17 protein-coding genes are annotated in these 19,509 nt (G+C 64.9%); 6 read left to right on the forward strand and 11 right to left on the reverse strand.

Going from position 1 to position 19,509, the window contains the following annotated elements; genetic code table 11:
- Positions 1–58: 58 nt before the first annotated feature.
- Positions 59–922: a catalase gene (locus tag EHH60_RS13595; protein WP_245454492.1), complete on the forward strand. Its 864-nt coding sequence runs from the start codon at positions 59–61 to the stop codon at positions 920–922.
- Between the two features lie 9 nt (positions 923–931).
- Here EHH60_RS13595 and EHH60_RS13600 read toward each other — a convergent pair whose 3' ends face one another.
- Entirely contained in the window at positions 932–1,864 is a 933-nt protein-coding gene (locus EHH60_RS13600) for an AraC family transcriptional regulator (RefSeq protein ID WP_124159961.1), read from the reverse strand.
- A 564-nt stretch (positions 1,865–2,428) separates the two neighbouring features.
- Positions 2,429–2,704, reverse strand: coding sequence for a 30S ribosomal protein S21 (gene rpsU / locus EHH60_RS13605; protein ID WP_124159962.1), 276 nt, complete (start codon positions 2,702–2,704; stop codon positions 2,429–2,431).
- Positions 2,705–3,140: 436 nt separating this feature from the next.
- On the opposite strand from rpsU, the gene EHH60_RS13610 reads away from it, so the two are divergent.
- The 3 genes from EHH60_RS13610 to EHH60_RS38680 all read left to right on the forward strand — a co-directional run bounded on the left by EHH60_RS13610 (position 3,141) and on the right by EHH60_RS38680 (position 3,963).
- A complete protein-coding gene (locus tag EHH60_RS13610; protein WP_124160095.1) occupies positions 3,141–3,350 on the forward strand; it encodes a cold-shock protein in 210 nt (69 codons plus the stop codon).
- A gap of 97 nt (positions 3,351–3,447) precedes the next feature.
- Positions 3,448–3,690: a transcriptional regulator gene (locus EHH60_RS13615; RefSeq protein WP_124159963.1), complete on the forward strand. Its 243-nt coding sequence runs from the start codon at positions 3,448–3,450 to the stop codon at positions 3,688–3,690.
- Between the two features lie 51 nt (positions 3,691–3,741).
- On the forward strand, positions 3,742–3,963 hold the full coding sequence (locus EHH60_RS38680) for a hypothetical protein (RefSeq protein WP_124159964.1): 222 nt from the start codon (positions 3,742–3,744) through the stop codon (positions 3,961–3,963).
- Here the strand turns inward: EHH60_RS38680 and EHH60_RS37525 are convergent.
- From EHH60_RS37525 to EHH60_RS13650, 5 genes are all read right to left on the reverse strand, one after another.
- On the reverse strand, positions 3,919–4,212 hold the full coding sequence (locus EHH60_RS37525; protein WP_199751444.1) for a hypothetical protein: 294 nt from the start codon (positions 4,210–4,212) through the stop codon (positions 3,919–3,921). The genes EHH60_RS38680 and EHH60_RS37525 overlap by 45 nt on opposite strands.
- 241 nt (positions 4,213–4,453) lie before the next feature.
- Positions 4,454–4,867, reverse strand: a complete 414-nt coding sequence (locus EHH60_RS13635; RefSeq protein WP_158626733.1) for a hypothetical protein — start codon at positions 4,865–4,867, stop codon at positions 4,454–4,456.
- 117 nt (positions 4,868–4,984) lie between these two features.
- The gene (locus EHH60_RS13640) at positions 4,985–7,570 is read right to left on the reverse strand and encodes an EAL domain-containing protein (protein WP_124159967.1); all 2,586 of its coding nucleotides are present in this window, start codon (positions 7,568–7,570) and stop codon (positions 4,985–4,987) included.
- 158 nt (positions 7,571–7,728) lie between these two features.
- Positions 7,729–9,027 carry an MFS transporter gene (locus EHH60_RS13645; protein WP_124160096.1) on the reverse strand — a complete coding sequence of 433 codons (1,299 nt, stop codon included), beginning with the start codon at positions 9,025–9,027 and terminating at the stop codon, positions 7,729–7,731.
- A 261-nt stretch (positions 9,028–9,288) separates the two neighbouring features.
- The gene (locus EHH60_RS13650) at positions 9,289–11,721 is read right to left on the reverse strand and encodes a bifunctional diguanylate cyclase/phosphodiesterase (RefSeq protein ID WP_199751445.1); all 2,433 of its coding nucleotides are present in this window, start codon (positions 11,719–11,721) and stop codon (positions 9,289–9,291) included.
- Positions 11,722–12,007: 286 nt separating this feature from the next.
- Between EHH60_RS13650 and EHH60_RS13655 the strand changes: the two genes are divergently transcribed.
- Positions 12,008–13,174 carry an ABC transporter substrate-binding protein gene (locus EHH60_RS13655; protein ID WP_124159969.1) on the forward strand — a complete coding sequence of 389 codons (1,167 nt, stop codon included), beginning with the start codon at positions 12,008–12,010 and terminating at the stop codon, positions 13,172–13,174.
- A gap of 105 nt (positions 13,175–13,279) precedes the next feature.
- Here the strand turns inward: EHH60_RS13655 and EHH60_RS13660 are convergent, their stop codons facing one another.
- Genes EHH60_RS13660 through EHH60_RS13670 form a run of 3 tightly spaced genes read right to left on the reverse strand, consistent with a single transcriptional unit; the run spans position 13,280 to position 17,161 of the window.
- Positions 13,280–14,257, reverse strand: coding sequence for an NAD(P)-dependent oxidoreductase (locus tag EHH60_RS13660; RefSeq protein WP_124159970.1), 978 nt, complete (start codon positions 14,255–14,257; stop codon positions 13,280–13,282).
- An 11-nt stretch (positions 14,258–14,268) separates the two neighbouring features.
- Positions 14,269–16,122 (reverse strand): TRAP transporter large permease, encoded by a 1,854-nt coding sequence (locus EHH60_RS13665; protein WP_199751463.1) that lies wholly within the window; start codon positions 16,120–16,122, stop codon positions 14,269–14,271.
- 7 nt (positions 16,123–16,129) lie between these two features.
- Positions 16,130–17,161, reverse strand: coding sequence for a TRAP transporter substrate-binding protein (locus EHH60_RS13670; protein WP_124159972.1), 1,032 nt, complete (start codon positions 17,159–17,161; stop codon positions 16,130–16,132).
- Between the two features lie 424 nt (positions 17,162–17,585).
- Here EHH60_RS13670 and EHH60_RS13675 point away from each other — a divergent pair, with 424 nt between their 5' ends.
- Positions 17,586–19,067 (forward strand): caspase family protein, encoded by a 1,482-nt coding sequence (locus EHH60_RS13675; RefSeq protein WP_124159973.1) that lies wholly within the window; start codon positions 17,586–17,588, stop codon positions 19,065–19,067.
- Here EHH60_RS13675 and EHH60_RS13680 read toward each other — a convergent pair.
- Entirely contained in the window at positions 19,052–19,486 is a 435-nt protein-coding gene (locus EHH60_RS13680) for a hypothetical protein (protein ID WP_124159974.1), read from the reverse strand. The genes EHH60_RS13675 and EHH60_RS13680 overlap by 16 nt on opposite strands.
- Positions 19,487–19,509: the final 23 nt, after the last annotated feature.

Consider the following 19,509-nt stretch of genomic DNA (forward strand, 5'->3'; position numbering starts at 1 on the left):
TTCCGTTCTGCCTCAGCTCCCGAACGGTGCAGCCACACCGACGTCCGTTGTCGATGTCCTGAGGGCGGTCGCCGGTCTTCCGCCCAAGGCGCGCGCGAGCTTTTGCTGGGGCCAATGCGTTCGTGGCACCTATGCCCCCTCGGATCAGGCCAAGGAAATCACCAAGTCCCGCAGCTTCACCATGCCCTCCCGGGTGCTGGCGCGTTTCTCGACGGACGGTGTCTCCGCCAACGCGGTCGATACTGACGGCCGCTCGCTGCGCGGCTTCAGCTTCCGGCTCGGCAGTGGCGATCACCGTTCCGAGATTCTGACCCAGAGCGCCCCGGTTCATTTCGCCAGAACGCCCGACCAGATGCTGGCTTTCCTGCAGGCGCGCATGCCGGGACCGGACGGCAAGCCGGACATGGCCCGGGTCGAGGCATTCTCCGCCGCCAATCCCGAAACGTTGCGCCAGGCAGCCTACCTTGCCGCAAATCCGCCGCCGGCAAGCCTTGCCTGCACGACCTATTGGGGCGTGCACGCCTTTCCCGCAACGAACGCTCGGGGTGAGACACGGTTCATCAAGTTCAAGGTCGCGCCGGTCGGCGAAGAACGCAGGTCGGCCGAGGATGCGACCAAGTCCACCGGCTTGCTGCGCGATCTCGAATCCCGGATCGCGGCGCGCGACGTCAGGTTCAGCGTGATGGCGCTGCTGGACCGTCCCGGCGATCCCGTCATGGACGTGACCATCCGTTGGCCCGACGAGGATGGCCGCGAACCGGTGCGCCTCGGAACGATCGTGATAACGGGCACTGAATCAAACGAAGCGTGCGACGCGGCCGTGTTCAATCCAGCCAATCTTGCCGAAGGCATCGGCCATCCGCCGGACGAGATGTTCGCGGCACGGCGCGCCGCCTACGCCATCTCTCGAAGGTGCCGCTGAGCGGTGGAGTCACGTTTCGCCGTCCGGCACGCCCTGCGCCTCACGGCGCCACATTCCCGGGCTGATGCCGACCAGCGAGGAAAACACCCGGGTGAAGTGGCTTTGATTGGCGAACCCGGCCGATATCGCGATCTCCGCCAGCGACAGGTCGCGCACCGTCATCAACTGCTTGGCCGTGTCCACGCGCTGGCGGAGCAGCCATTGATGCGGCGGCAGGCCGGTGGAGACGCGAAATGCGCGCGAAAAATGACTGACCGAGAGATCGAACTCGGCTGCGATCTTTTCCAGTGAAAGCTTGCCGCGAAGATCGGACTCCAGCCTTTCGCAAGCCCGCTTGACCTGCCAGGGGGCAAGGCCGCCACGCGCCGGCTCGGCGGCGCGCCGCAATCCGCCGTAGGTCGTCGCGACATGTGCGGTGAGCGCGAGCATCATGTGGTCGATGAAGAGCTGGTTGGCCTCTTCAGGCTGCCGCAACGCCGCCAGGAACGACGCGCCGAGATGGCGGATCGTCACATCGTCATGGCCGACGCCGGGCTGATAGGCGAGCTCATCGATCCGCAGCGCGCCGCTTTGTCTCGCCATATCGTCCAACGCCGAACGGGGCAAATGGAAGAACAGGGAATGGAAGGGCTTGTCGATGACGTAGCGCGGATCGCGTTTCAGGTCGTACAGATAGGTGGCACCGGCGCGGATATCGCGCTTGATCACGCATCGGCCGCGTTCCCAGCACTCGCAATCAGCGAAATCGCGGAATTTGAGGCTGACGAGATAGGCATCCTCCGGGGGCATCGACTCGGAAAGACGCGGGGTGGGATGATCATTGCGGGTCTCGGTGACCGCGAGCTCGGCGCTGCGCAGCGAACGCGTGACCAGAGTTGGCGGCGCATCCTTCAAATGCAAAAAACGTTCGAACTTCTGCGCAAGGGCGCCCGCCTGTGCCATGGGAATGCATCTCAAATGTGAGGAGACTGGGGAGCGGATACGCTACACCAGACCATGTCGAATTATCCGACATCGGCAAGTGACGGTCCAGACTTGCGCGTCGGAACGCTAGCCCCGTGACTCCTCGCCGCAGCTATCGTCACGAGACGTTTTCACAAGAGATTTCAACGGATTCTGATGCCTCTTGCGCGAGCTCCGTTCAATGCCTCGACAACGCCTCGCCCGCCGATCGTGCATTTGTGAAAGCGCGCGCCTGCTTTGAGCATTCGCCACCGGCTGATCAATCCTGAGACAACGCCGGCCGACAGCTTCCGCGATCACGGAGTTGCGGCGTCACATGCCCTCAAATGCCACAAGTGCTCGCGAAGCTGGCACGACTACGTTCGTCGGGTCGGCACCGAATAGCGTTTGCAGGAAACGCCATGCGCGACTGGTGAGTTGCAGCCGCTCGCTACTTCTTCTTTGCAGGTCCGAAGTCCGGCTGCCACGCGACTTCCTTGCGGGACCGGGCCGCGGCGATCACCTTGGCCTTGCCCTTCTTCAGCTTCGGAACGAAGACCGCTGCTACTCCGGCCTTGCTTTGACCTCCGGCAAGGGCGGCTTGCGCTCGAAGGGCTTCTTTTTCGGCGGTGCGGGCAGCAATCCTTCCCTGATCGCCTGCTTCCGGGCGAGCTTGCGGGCGCGGCGAATGGCCTCGGATTTCTCGCGGGTCTTTCTCTCGGACGGCTTCTCGTAGGAACGGCGCTGCTTCATTTCCCGGAAGACGCCCTCGCGCTGCATCTTCTTCTTGAGAACACGGAGTGCCTGCTCAACATTGTTGTCTCTGACGAGTACGTGCAATTTGTTCCTCCTGGCCCGGGCTGCGAACGCGACACGTCCTGCACGGCAGCCAATTGCGCAGGAGCTTCATTGCGATTTTTGAGGATAGTGACGGCGACTTTGTCGCGGCTTCGCGCGAGCCGATCTGCCTGTCACGGCGAGCAGCTGGTGGCGTCAACGTGACCACTGTCGCGCAGCGCTGTCAATCGATTACGTCCCGCTTGAAGCTCGACGGACACATGCAGGGCACCTCGATCGGAACGGAAGAACCGGCGCGCAGAAAACAAACCGGCTTCGCTCCTTGCAAAACCACGAAAATCATATATGTTGAGGCCGTTCGATTAGCCGCTGTGCCTTGTTGAATGCGCCCGCGGGCTCCTTTTCCAATGTCATCGACGAAGTTGAAGATAGCTGCGTGATTGTCACGCGGGATGCGCTTGTGCGCTTTGGAGAAGAAATGACGACAGGTACAGTCAAGTGGTTCAATGGCCAAAAGGGCTTCGGTTTCATTCAGCCGAGCGACGGTGGCAACGATGTGTTCGTTCACATCAGCGCCGTCGAGAGAGCTGGTCTTGCTGGTCTCGGAGAGGGCCAGAAGGTCAATTTCGAGATCAAGACCGACAAGGTGCGAGGCAAAGCGAGCGCTGAGAACCTGTCGCTGGCCTGATATCGTGGCGCCGTTTCACGGATGTACTGAAATGGCTGCTCCGCCCGCTCAATCCTGGGATTGAGCGGGTTTTGGCCGTTGTGGATCCGGGTGAGCGATGAGCACCAAGAAACCGGCAGAGCCGTCACCCGAAAGCATCGCGCGTTCCGATCGCAAACGCCTGGCCGCCGAAGAGGGCGCGAAGGCGTTGGCAGATGTCGAAAGGCAGGCCATCGAGGTTCGCAAGAACATGGCGCGGCTCCGAGAGGTACGCGAGGCGAAGCAAGCGGCTGATGAAGCTCTTCGAACAGCCTTGCCGGCGCCAGTGCTCAAGAAGCGTTCGAGGAAGCCGGTGCGATAGTCGTATTCAACACCGCCGGCGAAATCTGAAGAGCCGATCCCATGCCGGAGGGTGCAGATCGTGCCTAGAATCAAGCCCGACCACGGAACCATCACGTTCTTTCTCGCGTCCGGCGCCAATCGGCAGATGTGCCGGCTTGCCACGACATTCAACACGCAGAAGCAGGCCTTCAGTTACCTGCAGAAGCATCGAACGGAGTTCGAGCGTATGGCCCGGGCCCGCCTTGCTTCAGGGGACCTCGAAGACGGGATTGTCGTGCTTTCGATGCTCTAAAGCATGATCCGGAAAAGTGCGCAGCGGTTTTCCAAAAGGACCATGCTTGAGCAACAACCCAAAGCGCGATCTCAATTGACCTGTCGAACTCTCTCGCGGAATGAATGTCGCGCTCGAGACGGGACCGCTCGCATCCCGAACAATGATGGCCAGGCCGTCGCTGCCGTCGAACGGCTCAAGCTGCTTGGCAATATCAGCGAGATACGGCGCTGCCTCGATCTTCGCGGGCCGCCGGCTGCCCAGATCCAAACCTTCTTCGTCTACGACGCGCGGTTCCGCATCCCGGATGTCAAACTAGAACTGCGACGCTAGGTCGTCCTCTCGGACTGGCTTCGTCGTTCAGCTTCCCTCGCCAGCCGTTCAGCTTTCAGTCGCTCCCGATTTTCGTGGAAGGCCTGCTCCGCTTTCTCGTAATCAGTCGCGGGCTTCGTCGCCGGCTGTTTGAAGTGGCTATTCGCCTCGTTCGCTGCATGCGATTGGGAATGTCGTCTCATTGCACCTCCTCCATGTCGCTGGTAGTTCGAATTCCTCCGGTGTCGGCGGCTTCCTGGTGCTCAGCCGATTCTCGGATCGGCTTGCCGCGCTTGGACCGATCAATTCGCACGCGATCGAACTCCTCGGGGCCGTCGAGCAGATCCCGCTTGCGGACCGCCCTATCCTCCGCCGTCGTCCTCGTGTCGCCCATGCGATCGATCGCATCGCCAGCCATTTTGCGAGCGCGCCGCTTCTGGCGATCGGTATCCGTGTACAACGCAAGCCCCAGTTCCACCAAGCGGCTTATTGCCTCGGACAGGCTGGGCTTGTCGCTCTGACAAGCCATCCATGCCGTGATGGCCTTGAGCTGCGGTTGCGAAGGTCGAAGGCCTGCCGCTCGGACGGTGGCGCTGCTTTGTGGTCTTTTCATCGGGCCCATGCCGTTTGCAAACAGGACATGGCGCGGTGCTCCTTCGGCGGATGTCGGGGACCAAATCGCCGGTCGTCAATGCGTTCCTTATCGGCTGCGAATATCGCCCGAGGGCAGCTACGCCGACCGCTTCACCGCATCCCCGCCCGCCGGCGCAAGGTCAAGCCGCGTCAGCATGGTCCTCGCCTGCTCCGCGCAGTGGTCGATCAGCCAGCGCTCGAAGGCGACAGGAGGCAGCGCGGGTGAATAGAGGAAGCCCTGGACGATGTCGCAGCCGAGTTCGGCCAGCGTCTTGCGCTGCCCCTCGGTCTCGACGCCCTCGGCGACCACGGTCATGCCGAGACCCTGGCCGACGCGGACCACCGCAGTTGCGATCGCGAGCGCGCCCGCGTCTTTCTCGATGTCGCGCATGAAACTGCGATCGATCTTCAATTCGCGGATCGGCAGATGCGCGAGCCGGCTCAGGCTGGAATAGCCGGTGCCGAAATCGTCCACCGAGAGGCCGACGCCGAGCTCGCGGATCGCGTTCATCGTCTCCAGCGCTGCGACGCCGTCCTGCATGAACGCGCCTTCGGTGATCTCCAGCATCAGCGCGTCCGGCGGCAGATCGTATTCGGCCAGGATGTCCTTGAGCCGCGCCGCCAGCGTGACGTTGCGGAAATTGATCGGCGACAGGTTCACCGAGACGCAGGGAATGTTGAGCCCTGCGTGGCGCCAGCTCGCCATCTGGCGGCAGGCCTCGCGCACGGACCAAAGGCCGATCTGCTCGATCAGGCCGCATTCCTCGGCGAGCGGGATGAACTTTGCCGGCGAGACGTCGCCCAGCACGGCATCGCGCCAGCGCGCCAGTGCCTCGACGCCATGGATCGCGCCGTCGCAGCTGCGGATCTGCGGCTGGTAGCTGAGACTCAGTGCGCCCTCCGCGATCGCGCGGCGCAGCGCCGCGATCAGGGCCAGCCGCTGCTCGGCGAGCACGTTCATCTCGGTACTGAAGATGCGATGGGTCGAGCGTCCGGCCTGCTTGGCCATGTACATGGCGGCATCGGCCTGCTGCATCAAGGTGTCGATATCGGTGGCGTGATCGGGATAGAGGCTGATGCCGATGCTGGCGGACAACGGCATCAGCTTCGATCCGAGCCGGAGCGGCCGCGCCAGTGCTTCGGCGAGATCGGCCGCGACGCGCTCGGCGTCCTCGGCGTTGCGTTGCGGCAGCAGGATGACGAACTCGTCGCCGCCGAGCCGCCCCAGCATGTCCCCGGGGCTGATATGCTCGCGCAGGCGCTGCGCGAGTTGAACCAGGAGCTCGTCGCCGGCGGCATGACCGAGCGTGTCGTTGACGTCCTTGAAATGATCGACGTCGAGGAAGGCCAGCGCGACGTGGCTGCCGGTCGGGCAGGCATCGATTGCGGTGGTGATCAGGTGCCGCAGTTGGGCGCGGTTCGGCAGGCCGGTGAGGATGTCGTGATAGGCGAGCCGCGCGATCTCGGCGCGCGCCTCCTTGCGCTCGATCGCGAAGGCGCCGAGATTGACGCAGGCCTCAACGATGCGCCGGTGCCAATTGCTCGGCTCACGCGGCTCGCGGTAATAAAAGGCGAAAGTCGCGATGACGCGGCCGTCCTTGGCCTTGACCGGGGTCGACCAGCAGGCGCGCAGGCCGATCGCGAGCGGCATCGCCTTGTAAGGCTGCCAGCGCGGATCGGTGTCGAGATCGGCCGCCAGAACCGGCGTACCGTAGAAGGCCGCGGTGCCGCAGGAGCCGACATTGGGACCGATCGCGATGCCGTCCAACGCGCGGGAATAGTCCTCAGGCAGGCTGGGACCACCGAGCGGATGGATCAGGCCGGCAGCATCGACGTGGAGCAGCGAACAGACGGCGTCGGGCGCGATCTCCTCGACGCGGCGGCACAGCCGGTCAGCGATCTCGCCGATCGGCACCTCGTCGGCGAGTGCGCTCATGATGAGTTGCTGAAGCGAACGCAGCTGCTTGGTCTCGGTGATGTCCTCGAGCAGCGCGAAGATATGCTTGACCCGGCCCTTGCCGTCGCGGAAGACGTCTATCCGCGCGGAGACCCAGATCTCCTCGCCGTCCTTGTCGTAGACGAGTACGTCGGCCTCTCCACGCTGGCCGCCACGCATCAGGCGCGTGACGAGCTTCGCGAGGGCCTTGCGATCGGTGTGACGACCGGCAACGAGCTCGGCGACGGGGCGACCTGCGGCCTCCTCGCTGGTATAGCCGAACAGCGCCGTGAACGCCGAATTGACGTAGACAATGTTCTGCTCGACGTCGGTGACGATCACCGCGCGGTTGGTCTGGTCGGAGACGGCGTGGAGCAGCCCGATCCTGACGCGTCGCTCCGCATCAAGAGTGACATCGCGTGCGAACACGATGCGATGGGTCGCGCCGGCAATCGTCGTTGATGACATCGCGACCTGCACCTTGATACGACTGCCGTCGCGCCGCACGAGGCTGATCTCTTCGCGGAAGTCCGCGGTCGCGCCGGCCTCGAGACATTTGAGGGTGAGAACGGCGGCGTTACGGCCGAGCACCTCGGTGGCAGCGAACTTCCAGATCCGCTCCGCGGCAGGGTTGAAGTGCGTGATGCGATGCGCGTCATCGACGACGACGATACCATCGTCGGCGCGTTCGACCGCGACGCGCAGCACGTCCGGCATTTCGGTCGCAAGACAATCGGAGGCAGGCATCGTTAGACCCGGACGTCATCGGGAAGAAGTGGCACTGAACCGACGCTAGCGCTCCGATGGTGTCCAAGACGTTCTTGCAGGCCCGCAGCGCCACGCCAAGACACGACATGCTTAACGTTCTCCAAAGAAGGAACGAACAATGCCGTGATTGAGAAAACCTACTCCGCAGTGCCGCCGGGGAGCTTGTGCAGCCGGCCGGCCACGGCCCGCACCTTGCCGGGGGCCGCCCGCCAGATCGCGAACGCCGACAGTCCGCTCATGACCGTCGCGATGGCAAAGGCAAGCGTGTAGTCGCCGGCACGATCATAGAGGAAGCCTGTCACCCACGGTCCGGCCGCACCACCCGCCAGCGCCGCAAGCATGATCGTGCCGAAGATGCTGCCCTGATGCTTGCCCTGGAAAATCTCGAATACCACCGCCCCCATGATCGAGGTGAGGCCGTAACCGAGCGCGCCTTGCACGAAGACCATCACGTAGACCAGCCACAGCGACGGCTGGAATTTCAGCGCCATCAGCGCCGCAAAGCAGATCGCAAAGCCCGCGCAGCTGATCGCCCACACCCATTCTCGCCCGATCCGGTCGGAGACATGGCCGAGCAGGATCTGGCCGGGAATACCGAGCAGGCTGACCATGCCGAGTGCCCACACCGCAACGCTGGGGCTGAAGCCGATGTCGAGCAGGAACTTGGTCTGGTGCACCTGCACCGCGTACCAGATGTAAAGGCCGCAGAAATAGCCGAGCGCGATCCACCAGAAACGCGCGGTCGCGACGGCTCGCTTGAGCGTCCAGTCGATGCGGACCCAGACCGGATCGACGACGTTGGAGACCGGCCGGGCTGCGCCCCGCACCGGGGCGGCATCGCCGTCCGGTTCAAGGCCGATGTCCTCCGGGCGCTTGTGCAAGAGCAGATTGACCGGCGCCAGCACCATCAGGACGAGCAGTCCCATCGCGGTGCAGGCGGTGCGCCAGCCGGTCTGCTCGATCATGTGCTGCACCCAGGGCAACAGCGTCACCGAGCCGATGCCGACGCCGGCGAAAGCGATACCGATGGCGAAGCCGCGCTTGCGGATGAACCAGTTCGGCAGGAACAGCGACTGGCCGGAATAGCCGAGACAGACGCTGCCCGCACCGACCATGACGCCGATGGTGACATAGAGGTGCCAGGGCGCGCTGGTCAGCGGTGCCAGCAGCAGTCCGCCACCCATCAGCACGACACCGAGCTCCATCACCGCGCGCGGACCGGCGCGATCCATCAGGCGGCCGATCAGCGGGCTGACCACGCCCGACACCACGAAGCCGAAGGAGAAGGCGCCGGCCGTGACGCCGCGCTCCCAGCCGAATTCGGAGATGATGGGCGGAAAGAACAGCGAAAAGGCGGTACGCGCGTTGACGCCAATGGCCATGGTGACGAAGGTCACGGCGACCACCACCCAGCCGTAGAAGAACGGAAGCCGCATGTTGTGCTGTTTCATCCCTAGACGTTCCTTCGGATCATCCGGGGATGCTCTGGTCAAGCGCTTTTTCGCGCATGCCACTTTGAGCCGCAGCGCAACCGCGCCTGGGAGCGGTGTCCCCGCAGCCATCCTTCGAGAGGCCCGCTTGATGCGGGCTCCTCAGGATGAGGACAGAGTGTGTGGCAGCAGTTCAACAGGCACCGGTGCTGCTTAGCCTCATCCTGAGCTCAGCGCGGCGGTCGTTTCGAAGGACGAGGCGCGCGCTCAGGCGGCATCGAGCTGTGAGGATTTGACCGGCGCGTCGAACAGGATCCGCTCGATCGGCTGCGGGCGGCCGAACAGATAACCTTGCGCAAAATTGACGCCGAGCGCCTTCAGCCGCTCGAACTCCTCGGAAGTCTCGATGCCCTCGGCCGTGACCGACATGTCCAGCCCGCGCGCCAGTGTCACGATCGCGGAAATGATGGCGGAGCTGCGCGGCTGATGCGTGAGGTTGCGGATGAACGACTTGTCGATCTTGATCTTGTCGAACGGGAACGCGGTCAGGTAGCTGAGCGACGAATAGCCGGTGCCGAAATCGTCGAGCGCGAGCTCGATCCCGATGCTCTTCAGCCGCTCCATGAAGGCGTGGTTCTCGGCGGCGCGCTCCAGCAGCACGGATTCGGTGATCTCGATCTCCAGCCTCTGCGGCGGCAGGCCGGAATCGGCGAGCGCCGCGCAGATCATTTCGAACAGCTCGGCTTCCTTGAACTGGATCGGCGACAAATTGACGGCGACCATGAGATCGCAGGGCCAGCCGGCGGCGTCCGCGCAGGCGCGGCGCAGCACGAATTCGCCGAGCGGCACGATCAGCCCGGTCTCCTCTGCAAGCGAGATGAACTGGTCCGGCGGGATCAGTCCGCGCGTCGGATGCCGCCAGCGCACCAGCGCCTCGAAGCCGCGCCGTACGCCGCCGAGGGCGTCGACGAACGGCTGGTAGTGCACCTCCAGCTGACACTGCGCGATGGCCTCGCGCAGATCTCCCTCCAGCGTGTTGCGGGCCTCCAGCTCGGCCGACATCGCCTCGTCGTAAATGGTGAAACAGTTGCGGCCCGCCGATTTCGAACGGTAGAGCGCAAGATCCGCCTTCTTCAGGAGCTGCTCCTGATCGCTGCCGTGGTCCGGCGCGATCGCGATGCCGATGCTGGTGCCGATCTCGACGCGGTGTCCCGGCAGCAGGAATGGTTCGCTCACGAGCTTGGCGATCTGCGCCGCCAGCTCGGTCGAGCAGGCACGTTGATCCTCGCCGGCTTCCTGGATGATGGCGAATTCGTCGCCGCCGAGCCGCGCCAGCACGTCGTTGGCGCGCATTGCGGATTTCAGCCGCTGCGCCACCTGGCGCAGCAACGCATCGCCGGCTGCGTGACCAAGTGAGTCGTTGACGTTCTTGAAGCGGTCGAGGTCGAGCATCAGGATCGAGAAGGGCAGACCCGTCACGTCCGACTGCCTGTTCATCTCGTCGAGCCGGGTGAGGAAGAAGGCGCGGTTCGGCAGTCCGGTGAGTATATCGGTCTGGGCAAGCTCGAGCACGCGCCGGTTCGCCTGCGACAGCCGCCGCGAATTGCGGCTTGCGAGCATCAGATAGGTCGACAGCGACAGCGTCAGCAGCATGCCGACGATCAGCACCGCGCCCGCGCGATCGTAAGTCGTAGCCAGCGGACCACCGGCGGTTGGAACCGCCCGCACCTGCCAGTCGGCATCGCCGATCTTGAGACTGCCCGACCATTGCACGGCCCGCGCGATGTCTTCCATCGACCGCGGCGCGGCGGCGGACGACGAGTAATCCGGCAGCGTTTCCTCCAGGTTGGCGATCTCCGCCGTGAAGGGCGGGTAGATATTCATGCTGACCGCGGGGCTTGCTCCGGTGGTCACGCGAATGGAGTGGATCAGCAGCGGCAGGTCGAAGATGCCGACCACGAAGCCGGCGAGATTGCGGCGCCGGTCCGCGATCTCCTCGCGTGACGTGCCCTTGGCGTAGACGGGAATCGCGACGAGGACGTCGGGCACCCGGCCGCCCCCCTGCTTCGGCTCGAAGAGGCGCGTGCGAATGGCTGCGACCTGATCGTTGTCGCGGGCGCGCTCCAGCACCGCCCGGCGCTCCGGAACCGTCGCGTAGTCCATGCCATAGACCGACGAAGTCTTCGGCCGAGTCGAGTAGAACACCGGAAAATACTCGTCGCTCTGCGGCGCGACGGCGAAGCCGTCGCCCTGGAGCGACTTGATACGATAGCCGGATACGCCGTCGGTGATCGCCGCGGCCTCGTATTCCGCGCGCTCCTTGCGGTTGACGCGCGGCAGCCAGGCAATGCGCAGCATGCCGGGATGTCGCTCGAACAGGCGGGCGCTGAAGGTCTCGAATTCGCTGCGGGTGACTTCGTCGCTGGTCGATTCGAACAGCGTGCGCAGTGCGAGCAGCCTGGAGATGTACTCGTTCGTACCGTTCTGCATGACGGTCGCTTGGGCCGAGGCCGCGTTCTCGAACTCGATCCGATTGACGCGATCTTCCCACCGCGCTACGGCAGCAGCGCCCACGATCGAGAACAGAAGGCCGATGCCGACCGCAACGAGCGCAGGGCGATAGAGCCCGAGCAGCGGCGCGGCACGCCACCATCCCCTCATACGCCCCCGATCCTGATCGTTCTGATCGCGACCGCTCATCTTTGATCCGCAAATCCCCATGGGTACGGCGGCCCGAACTTCTGGTTGAGCCGCCGGTGCGACTATCGGGCCAGGATCGGGGTTAAGAACTGCCCAATTTCGGAAACCGGACCGCTGCGCATCGCGCAGCTTAGTTAACGATTGCCCCGAAAGTTGCGGCAGAGTGGCAATAACTTACCGGTTTTCCCCGAGGCTTACGGACCGTGGCCGGGCACAAATTAGCGTCCTGTTTAGCCCGCTCGACCTATCGTTTCCGGAACGCCTCCTGCATCCGGCAAGCATCCTCATGGCACGATCGCCGTTCGCGACCTACGTCGGCTTGACCATTGCGCTGCTCGCCGCAGCGACGCATTCCGCCAAAGGCGACGAGGTCGGGGTCGGCGAGGACGCGATCCTGTTCGGTCAGGCAGCAGCGCTCGAGGGCCCCTCCTCCACGCTCGGACAGCGCATGCGGCAAGGCATCGTCGCCGCGTTCACCGAGATCAATGCCAAGGGCGGCATCCACGGCCGCAAGCTCCAGCTCGTCAGCCGCGATGACGGCTACGATCCCGACCGTTCGGTGACGCAGACGCTGCGCCTGATCGAGAACGACAAGGTGTTCGCGCTGATCGGCGCGGTCGGCACGCCGACCGCCATCGCGACAATTCCGATCACCAGCACCAGGAACATTCCCTTCATCGGCCCCTTCAGCGGCGCCGAATTCCTCCGCGACCTCGAGCTTCCCAACGTCGTCAACATCCGCGCGAGCTACGGCGCGGAGGCCGAGGCCTGGGTCAAGCACCTCACCGAGGATCGCCGCTTCACCCGCATCGGCATCTTCTACCAGGACGATTCCTTCGGCCGCGACGGTCTCCTTGGCGTCAAGCGCGCGCTTGCGAGGCGCGGCCTCGAACTCGCCGCCGAGGGCACTTTCGAGCGCAATACCCGCGCGGTCGCCGCAGCCTTGCGAGTGATCAAGCGCGCCGAACCCGAAGCCATCGTCATGGTCGGGACCTATGGTCCCTGCGCGGAATTCATCAAGCTGGCGCACCGCGGCGGCTTCTATCCGGCCTTCGTCAACATCTCCTTCGTCGGCGCCAACGCGCTCGCGGGGGAGCTTGGCCCGGACGGCGAGGGCGTCATCGTCTCGCAGGTCGTGCCTTTTCCCTGGGACCGCTCGCTCAAGCTCGTCGCCGACTACCAGGCGGCGCAGCAGGCGTTCGATCCGACGCTGACACCGGACTTCGTGTCGCTAGAAGGCTATATCTCCGGCCGCCTCGCGGCCGCGGCACTGGAAAAGGCCGGACCGAAGCCGACACGCGCAAGCCTATTGCGCACCATCAACGATATCGGCCGTTTCGACATCAGCGGCACCACCGTCACCGTCGGCCCGCGCATGATCGACGCGCCGCCGAAGGTGTTTTTGACGGTGATCCAGAAGGACGGGTCGTTCAGGGCGGTGGATCGGCTGTAGGGCGCGATAGCGCATGCAAGTGCTGGAGGACGTCATGCCCGGCCTGTCGAGACTTGTCCATGACGATGTGGAAGCTTCAGTGCGCCGGGCGCCGGATCCGCCGCTTCACGGCCGCCGCGTCCACCGATCGGCATTGACGGCGCCTTGAGGGACCTCGCCTTTGACGATGGCCTCGACTTGCCGCACGGTGTCCAGCGACTGGTATTCGATCGCCTGCGGCGTCAGCCCGCCGACATGCGGCGTGGCGATGACGTTGGACAGCTTCGCCAGCTCGGGCGTGGGCATCTGGTCGGGTGCGCGGCCGACATCCATCGCCGCGCCGGCGATGCGGCCCCCGCGCAGCGCGCGCGCCAGTGCGGCTTCATCGACGAGATTGCCGCGCGAGAGATTGACGAAGACGGCATGCCTCTGCATGCGCGACAGCGCCGCTTCGCCGATCAGGTTCTCGGTCTGCTCGTTGGCGACGGCGAGGCAGACGACGTAATCCGATGCGGCGAGCAGCTCGTCGAGCCCGACCTGGCGAATGGCGCTGTCGCTGACGGTCGCGAAGGGATCGGCGACCAGCACCTCCATGCGCAGCACTTTTGCCACTTCGGCAAGATAGCGCCCGATGCTGCCATAGCCGATGATGCCGATTCGGCTGCCGGCGAGCTGGCGGCCCATCCGCGCCTCCGCCTTGCGACCGGCCTGATAGTCGGCAGTGGTCCGCGACACCCCGCGGGAGAGATCGACCATGAAGCCGAGCGCGAGCTCGGCCACCGCCTGCACGAAGCCGGGTCCGGCGCGAGTCACGAGCACGCCGGCCTCCGAGGCCGCTTCCACGTTGACGTTGCGGATGTCGACGGCGCAGCGGACGAACGCCCGCAGGCGCGGCAATTGCGCAAAGATCTCGCCGCGGCCCTCGGTCATGCGATCGGCGACGATGATGTCTGCGTCCTTGGCGGCGCGTACCAGGCCGGCTGCGTCCAGCGGGTCATCGCCCTCGTGCAGGATCACCTCGGCGGCCGCGCGCAGGCCGTTCACGCTGCGATCGCCATAGTAATTGCGCCGCATCTCCGGGGTGTGAGCCAGCAGGACCTTCACGGCAGCCCCCTTCAGTAGCCGAATGCCCGCGGCAGCGCGGTCGAGAGCCACGGCACGAAGGCGATGACGAGCAGGCAGAGGAACAAGAGGCCGAGATAGCCCATGATCGGCTTCACGGTCTGCTCGATCGGCACGTTACCGATCAGGCAGGCGCCGTAGAGGCCAAGTCCCAGCGGCGGCGCGAACAGGCCGATGCCCATGGCGATGACGAGCACGACGCCGAAATGCAGGGGATCGACGCCGAGCTGCACGGCGACCGGCAGCAGCAGCGGCCCGAAGATGATCAGGGCGGCCGCGCCTTCCAGCACCGAGCCCATCACGATCAGCACTGCGATCGCCAAGAGGATGAACAGCCAGACGCCCGAGGTCTTGGACAGGCCGAGCATGAAGTCGCCGACCGCATGCGGCACCTGCTGCAAGGTCAGCGTGAACGCCAGCGACTGCGCGGCGGCGACTATGAACAGCACGAGGCCTGCGCGCGTCGCCGCCTGCACGAAACTGTGCGCTGCCGATTTGAAGCCGAGCTCGCGGAACACCACGCTGCCGACGATGAGCGCATAGGCCACCGCGAAAGCCGATATCTCGGTCGCGGTGGCAAAGCCGCTCTTGAAGCCGAAGAAAATCATGAAGATCAGGCCGAACGAGGCGATCGCGCCGCTCCACAGACCCGACACCGGCATTTGCGGCTCGACATCCTCCGCCTCCGCCGGCCGCTTGCCGAAGATGATGGACACCGCGATCAGTACCAGCGCCATCAGCGCCGACGGCAAGAGACCCGCGACGAACAGGCCGCCGATCGACAGGTTCGCCACGAAGCCGAGGATGATCAGGTTGATGCAGGGCGGAATGGTCTCCGCCATCACCGCGGAGGCTGCGAGCAGCGCCACCGCGCCGCCGGGGTTCTGCTTCGAGCGTCGCGCCGCCGGGATCAGCACCGAACCGACCGCGGCGACGTCGGCCATCTTCGAGCCGGAGATGCCGGAGAACAGCACCATCGAGGCCACCATCACGACGTTCAGCCCACCGCGCATCCGGCCCACGGCGCGCTGCAGCAACTCGATCAGCCGCACCGACATGCCGTTGGCTTCCATGAGATAGCCGACCAGGATGAAGAAGGGGATCGCGAGCAGCACGAAGTTGTCGATGCCGCGTGCCATCTGCTGGGCGAAGATGACGCCGGGCAGCGCGCCCTCGACCCAGATGAAGATCAGCGCGGCGAGCGCCAACGCAAATCCGATCGGCAAGCCGCCGAACAGGGTGGCGAAGAAGCCGGTCAGCATCAGCATGCCCGCCGACGGCACCGACGACGGCGACAGATGATCCCAGGCGAGATAGAGGCCGGTCACGGCGATGATGGCAACGAGGCCCCTGACGATCTCGGGGAGCGGCCTCGCGCAGAGATGATCGATCGCGAACACCGTCATGAACAGCGCGCCGATGCCCATCGGATAGAAGGTCAGCTCCAGCGGCAGGCCGGAGCCGGTGGTCTGCCCCGACGTCAGCGAGCCCAGCTTGACGGCGTTGTAGGCGACGTAGCCGGAGATCACCACGATCAGCAGCGCGCTGGCGGCATCGACCAGCGTGCGCAGCCGCACCGGCAAGAGATCGCGGAAGAACGACACACCGACATTCTCGCCGCGCGCGAGCGCGCTCGCCGCGCCGAAGAAGGCCGAGCCGACCATCAGTCCGCGAGCAACGTCGTCGGACCATTCGACCGGCGCGTTGAAGAAGAAGCGCAGCAGCACGGAGGCGCACACCACCACGAGATCGGCGGCCAGCAGAATGGCCGCGATCGCATCGCTGAGCTGAAGCAGCAGGACGATGCTGCCGTGGCGGCCGCCCGAGAGGGGCACGGCAGCTGTCATGGTCATGTCAGGCTTGCGTCGCGCGGATGATGTCGATGACGGCCTTTGAGCCAGGCCGCGCCTTGATGAAGTTCTCGGTCTGCGGCTCCACGCGCTTCTTGAACGCCTCGCGGTCGCATTCGGCGACCGTCACGCCCTTCTCGGTCAACGCCGCAAGCGCCTCCTTCTCGACCACGAGTCCATGGGCTCGGGTGTCGGCCGCGGCCTTCTTGGCGGCATCGAGGAAACCCTCGCGCAGCTTCGGATCCATGCGATTGTAGGTCATGTCGCTGAAGTAGATCGCGAGCGGCGAAAAATTGTGCTGCGTCAGCGCGTAGAACTTCGCCGTTTCGAAGAACTTGCTGGCCAGGATGGTCGGCGGATCGTGCTCGAGCCCATCGAGCACGCCGGCCTGCAACGCCGTGTAGATCTCGCCGAAGGCGAGCGGCGTCGCGGCCGCGCCCATCAGGCGCAGGCATTCGGTGATAACGGGATTTGGCAGGGTGCGGATCTTGAGGCCGGCAAGATCCTCCGGCGTCTTCACCGGCTTCTTCGCCAGCACGCTGCGAGAGCCGAAATTATAGGCCCAGGCGATGATGCGGATGTTGCCGCCCTTGAGCAGCGCATCCTCGATCGGCTTGGCGGCGCCGGCATCGAACGCCTTGGTCTGCTGCGGGAAGCTCGAGAACAGGAAGCCGAGATCGAAGGTGCCGACCAGCGGCACCAGGTTGGCCGAGATCGATGAGCCCGACACCATGAGATCGATCACGCCGAGCTTCACCGAATTGATGACGTCGATTTCCTGGCCGAGCTGGTTGTCGGGGAAGAAGGTGACCTCGACCTGCTCGCCGAGCCCGTTGCCCTTCAGGTTCTTGACGAGATTGTCGTAGTAGACGCGGCCGTTGGCGTATTTGGGATCGTTCGGCAGCGAGGAGGAACACTTCAGCTTCAACGTCGCAGCTTCCGCGCGGCCGATGATAGCGGGAGAGAGCACCAGGCCGGCGGTGGCCGCCGCCGACGACTTGATGAACGCGCGACGGTTCACGGGCACGATGGTCATTGAGCGGTCTCTCCCCGATTCTTTTTGTTCGATGCGGTCGTTGCCGCAGCCAGTTGCGCGGACTGTATGGCCAAAGCGACAGCACAGGCAAGCATGGCGCCGGCCATCGCAGAACGGCGCGAGACGCCTGCCCGCAGTCCACATGCAGAGCAAAACGACGACGAATCCCCGGGGATTCCTTGCGGTGGTCGGCCTGCGGCCCGCTCTGCGAAAGACATCCTTTCGCGAGGACATGGCATCAATCCAATTGGAGCATGGATCAATGCGCGATTCACATGGATGAACTCGGAACGATGCTGTTCCGCTCCGGCGATACCCTGCCCCATTTTGCCGCGGCCCCTGCGTGATCCAGCGCACAGACGGCTCGTGGCGCAGACGTAGAAAAAGTGACATCATCGCGCGCATTGCCGATCGAGGTGACACCATGCGTCGTCCGACATTTTCCAATTTTCTGCTTGCATCCGGTCTTCTTGCGCTCACGCAGTTGATGACGCCGACCGGCGCCGCCGCCGAAACGCGGCTTGCACTGGTCATCGGCCAATCCGCCTATCGCGCCGTGCCGGAGCTGCCCAACGCCGCCAACGACGCCAAAGGCATGACGGAGCTGCTCGGCAACGCCGGCTTCACCGTCACCACCGCGGCCAATCTGGCGCAGAACGAGATGCGCGCGGCGATCTCGGATTTCGCCGGCAAGGTCAGTGCCAGCGGCAGCGATACCGTCGCGCTGGTGTTCTATGCCGGCCATGGCCTGCAGATCGACGGAGAAAATTATCTGGTGCCGGTCGATCTCGACCCCAAGCGTGAGGCCGACATTCCGCTTCAGGGCGTGCGGCTCAACGACCTGCTCAACACGCTCGGCGCGCTGCCGACGCGGGCGCGCATCTTCATGCTCGATGCCTGTCGCAACAATCCGTTCCCCGCGCTCAGCGGCGCCGGCCACGGCCTTGCGATCGTCGACACCAAGGCGGGCGCGCCCGGCTCGTTCATCTCCTATTCGACCTCGCCCGGAGCCGAAGCCGAGGACGGCAACGGCACTGACAGCCCCTACACGGCGGCCGTGCTGACGGTCGCCAAGGAGCCCAATCTGCCGATCGAGGAGATGTTCAAGCGCATCCGCGTCGCCGTGGCGCAATCGACCGACGGCCGGCAGATTCCCTGGGAGAGCTCGTCGTTGACCACCGACTTCAGGTTCTTCGGCGAGGGCAGCGGCCAGACGTCTTCCCTTCCAGACACAGATTCGATGGCGCTTGCCAGCGGCACGCGCAGCCTCGAGGACTGGCGCAAGGAATTGCAGGGCAAGCCTGCCCCGGTCGCCTATGAACTCGTGATCACCGAGGACACTGTGCCCGCTTATCAGGCCTATATCGAACTCTACGCACAGGACGCCCGCACGCCGCGCCTGCGCAGAGTGCTCGAGCGGCGGCGGCAGATGCTGGCCTGGGAGCGCGCGACCGCGATCAACACACGCGCCTCGTTCGAGGCTTATCTGCAGAACTGGGACAACAGCGATCTCGCGGCAACCGCGCGCAGGCTGCTGCTCCGCGTGCAGAACCGCAACTACGCCTTGCCTGTGGCCGCCGCGACGACGCCCGTCGCGGTCGCGATGACGCCGACCTGCCCGTGCTCGACGCCGTCGCCGCCGGCAACGCCCGTCAACCCGAACGTCGCGCCCGCCATCAAGAAGCGCGTCGACGAGACCCCGCCGAAGCGCAAGGTGGTCGAGACGCCGCCCAAGCGACGACCGCCGTCTGACCAGGTGATCTACGAGCGCGCTCCGCCGCCGGATCGCGGCCCGCCGCCCGAGGCTGTCATGCAAGGCATCGGCGTCGGTGTTGGTATCGGCCTCGGCGTAGGAATGGGCAGCCGCGGCGGCGACCATTATCGCGGCGATTACCGCAGGTACTGAGCCGGTCCGTCACAAACACGACATCCGCGCTCGCGCCAAGCGCGCGAGCCGTGCGACAGGGCCGGATAATCCCGCTGCACGGCCTCGCGAACCCAGCCCGCCTGGATCGCGCGCGACAATACCTGCGCGGCCTTGATGTCGTCAGCCTTCATGCAGAGGTCGACGATGCGACGCACCGCATCGTCGCGCATCAGGTCGTCGAAAATCTTCATCGCGATCTCCATCGCGGCGCGGGCCGCGCGTTCATAGCGCTCGCGCTCACGCTTGCCGGTCTGCCCGGAACCTCCGACGTTTTCGGCGCTTGCCCTCGCGGCCTGGCAGATGTTGCGGATCTGGTCGGCCGCCTCGATGTCGCCGATCGGCGCCTGGACCGGCTCATCCCAGATGTCGGCCGGCTGCCGCCTTGCGAACCACTTCATGATTGCCCCACCCGTGATCTTTG

The sequence above is a fragment of the Bradyrhizobium sp. RP6 genome (genome assembly GCF_003837805.1).
In the GTDB taxonomy this organism is placed as follows: domain Bacteria; phylum Pseudomonadota; class Alphaproteobacteria; order Rhizobiales; family Xanthobacteraceae; genus Bradyrhizobium.

Coding starts and splice junctions, on each gene's coding strand:
- EHH60_RS13650 (WP_199751445.1), bottom strand. CDS start 11,721: ATGAGCGGTCGCGATCAGAACGATCAGGATCGGGGGCGTATGAGGGGA.
- EHH60_RS13645 (WP_124160096.1), bottom strand. CDS start 9,027: ATGCGGCTTCCGTTCTTCTACGGCTGGGTGGTGGTCGCCGTGACCTTC.
- EHH60_RS13665 (WP_199751463.1), bottom strand. CDS start 16,122: ATGACAGCTGCCGTGCCCCTCTCGGGCGGCCGCCACGGCAGCATCGTC.
- EHH60_RS13655 (WP_124159969.1), top strand. CDS start 12,008: ATGGCACGATCGCCGTTCGCGACCTACGTCGGCTTGACCATTGCGCTG.
- EHH60_RS13640 (WP_124159967.1), bottom strand. CDS start 7,570: ATGCCTGCCTCCGATTGTCTTGCGACCGAAATGCCGGACGTGCTGCGC.
- EHH60_RS13635 (WP_158626733.1), bottom strand. CDS start 4,867: ATGAAAAGACCACAAAGCAGCGCCACCGTCCGAGCGGCAGGCCTTCGA.
- EHH60_RS13675 (WP_124159973.1), top strand. CDS start 17,586: ATGCGTCGTCCGACATTTTCCAATTTTCTGCTTGCATCCGGTCTTCTT.
- EHH60_RS13615 (WP_124159963.1), top strand. CDS start 3,448: ATGAGCACCAAGAAACCGGCAGAGCCGTCACCCGAAAGCATCGCGCGT.
- EHH60_RS13610 (WP_124160095.1), top strand. CDS start 3,141: ATGACGACAGGTACAGTCAAGTGGTTCAATGGCCAAAAGGGCTTCGGT.
- EHH60_RS13680 (WP_124159974.1), bottom strand. CDS start 19,486: ATGAAGTGGTTCGCAAGGCGGCAGCCGGCCGACATCTGGGATGAGCCG.
- EHH60_RS13670 (WP_124159972.1), bottom strand. CDS start 17,161: ATGACCATCGTGCCCGTGAACCGTCGCGCGTTCATCAAGTCGTCGGCG.
- EHH60_RS13600 (WP_124159961.1), bottom strand. CDS start 1,864: ATGGCACAGGCGGGCGCCCTTGCGCAGAAGTTCGAACGTTTTTTGCAT.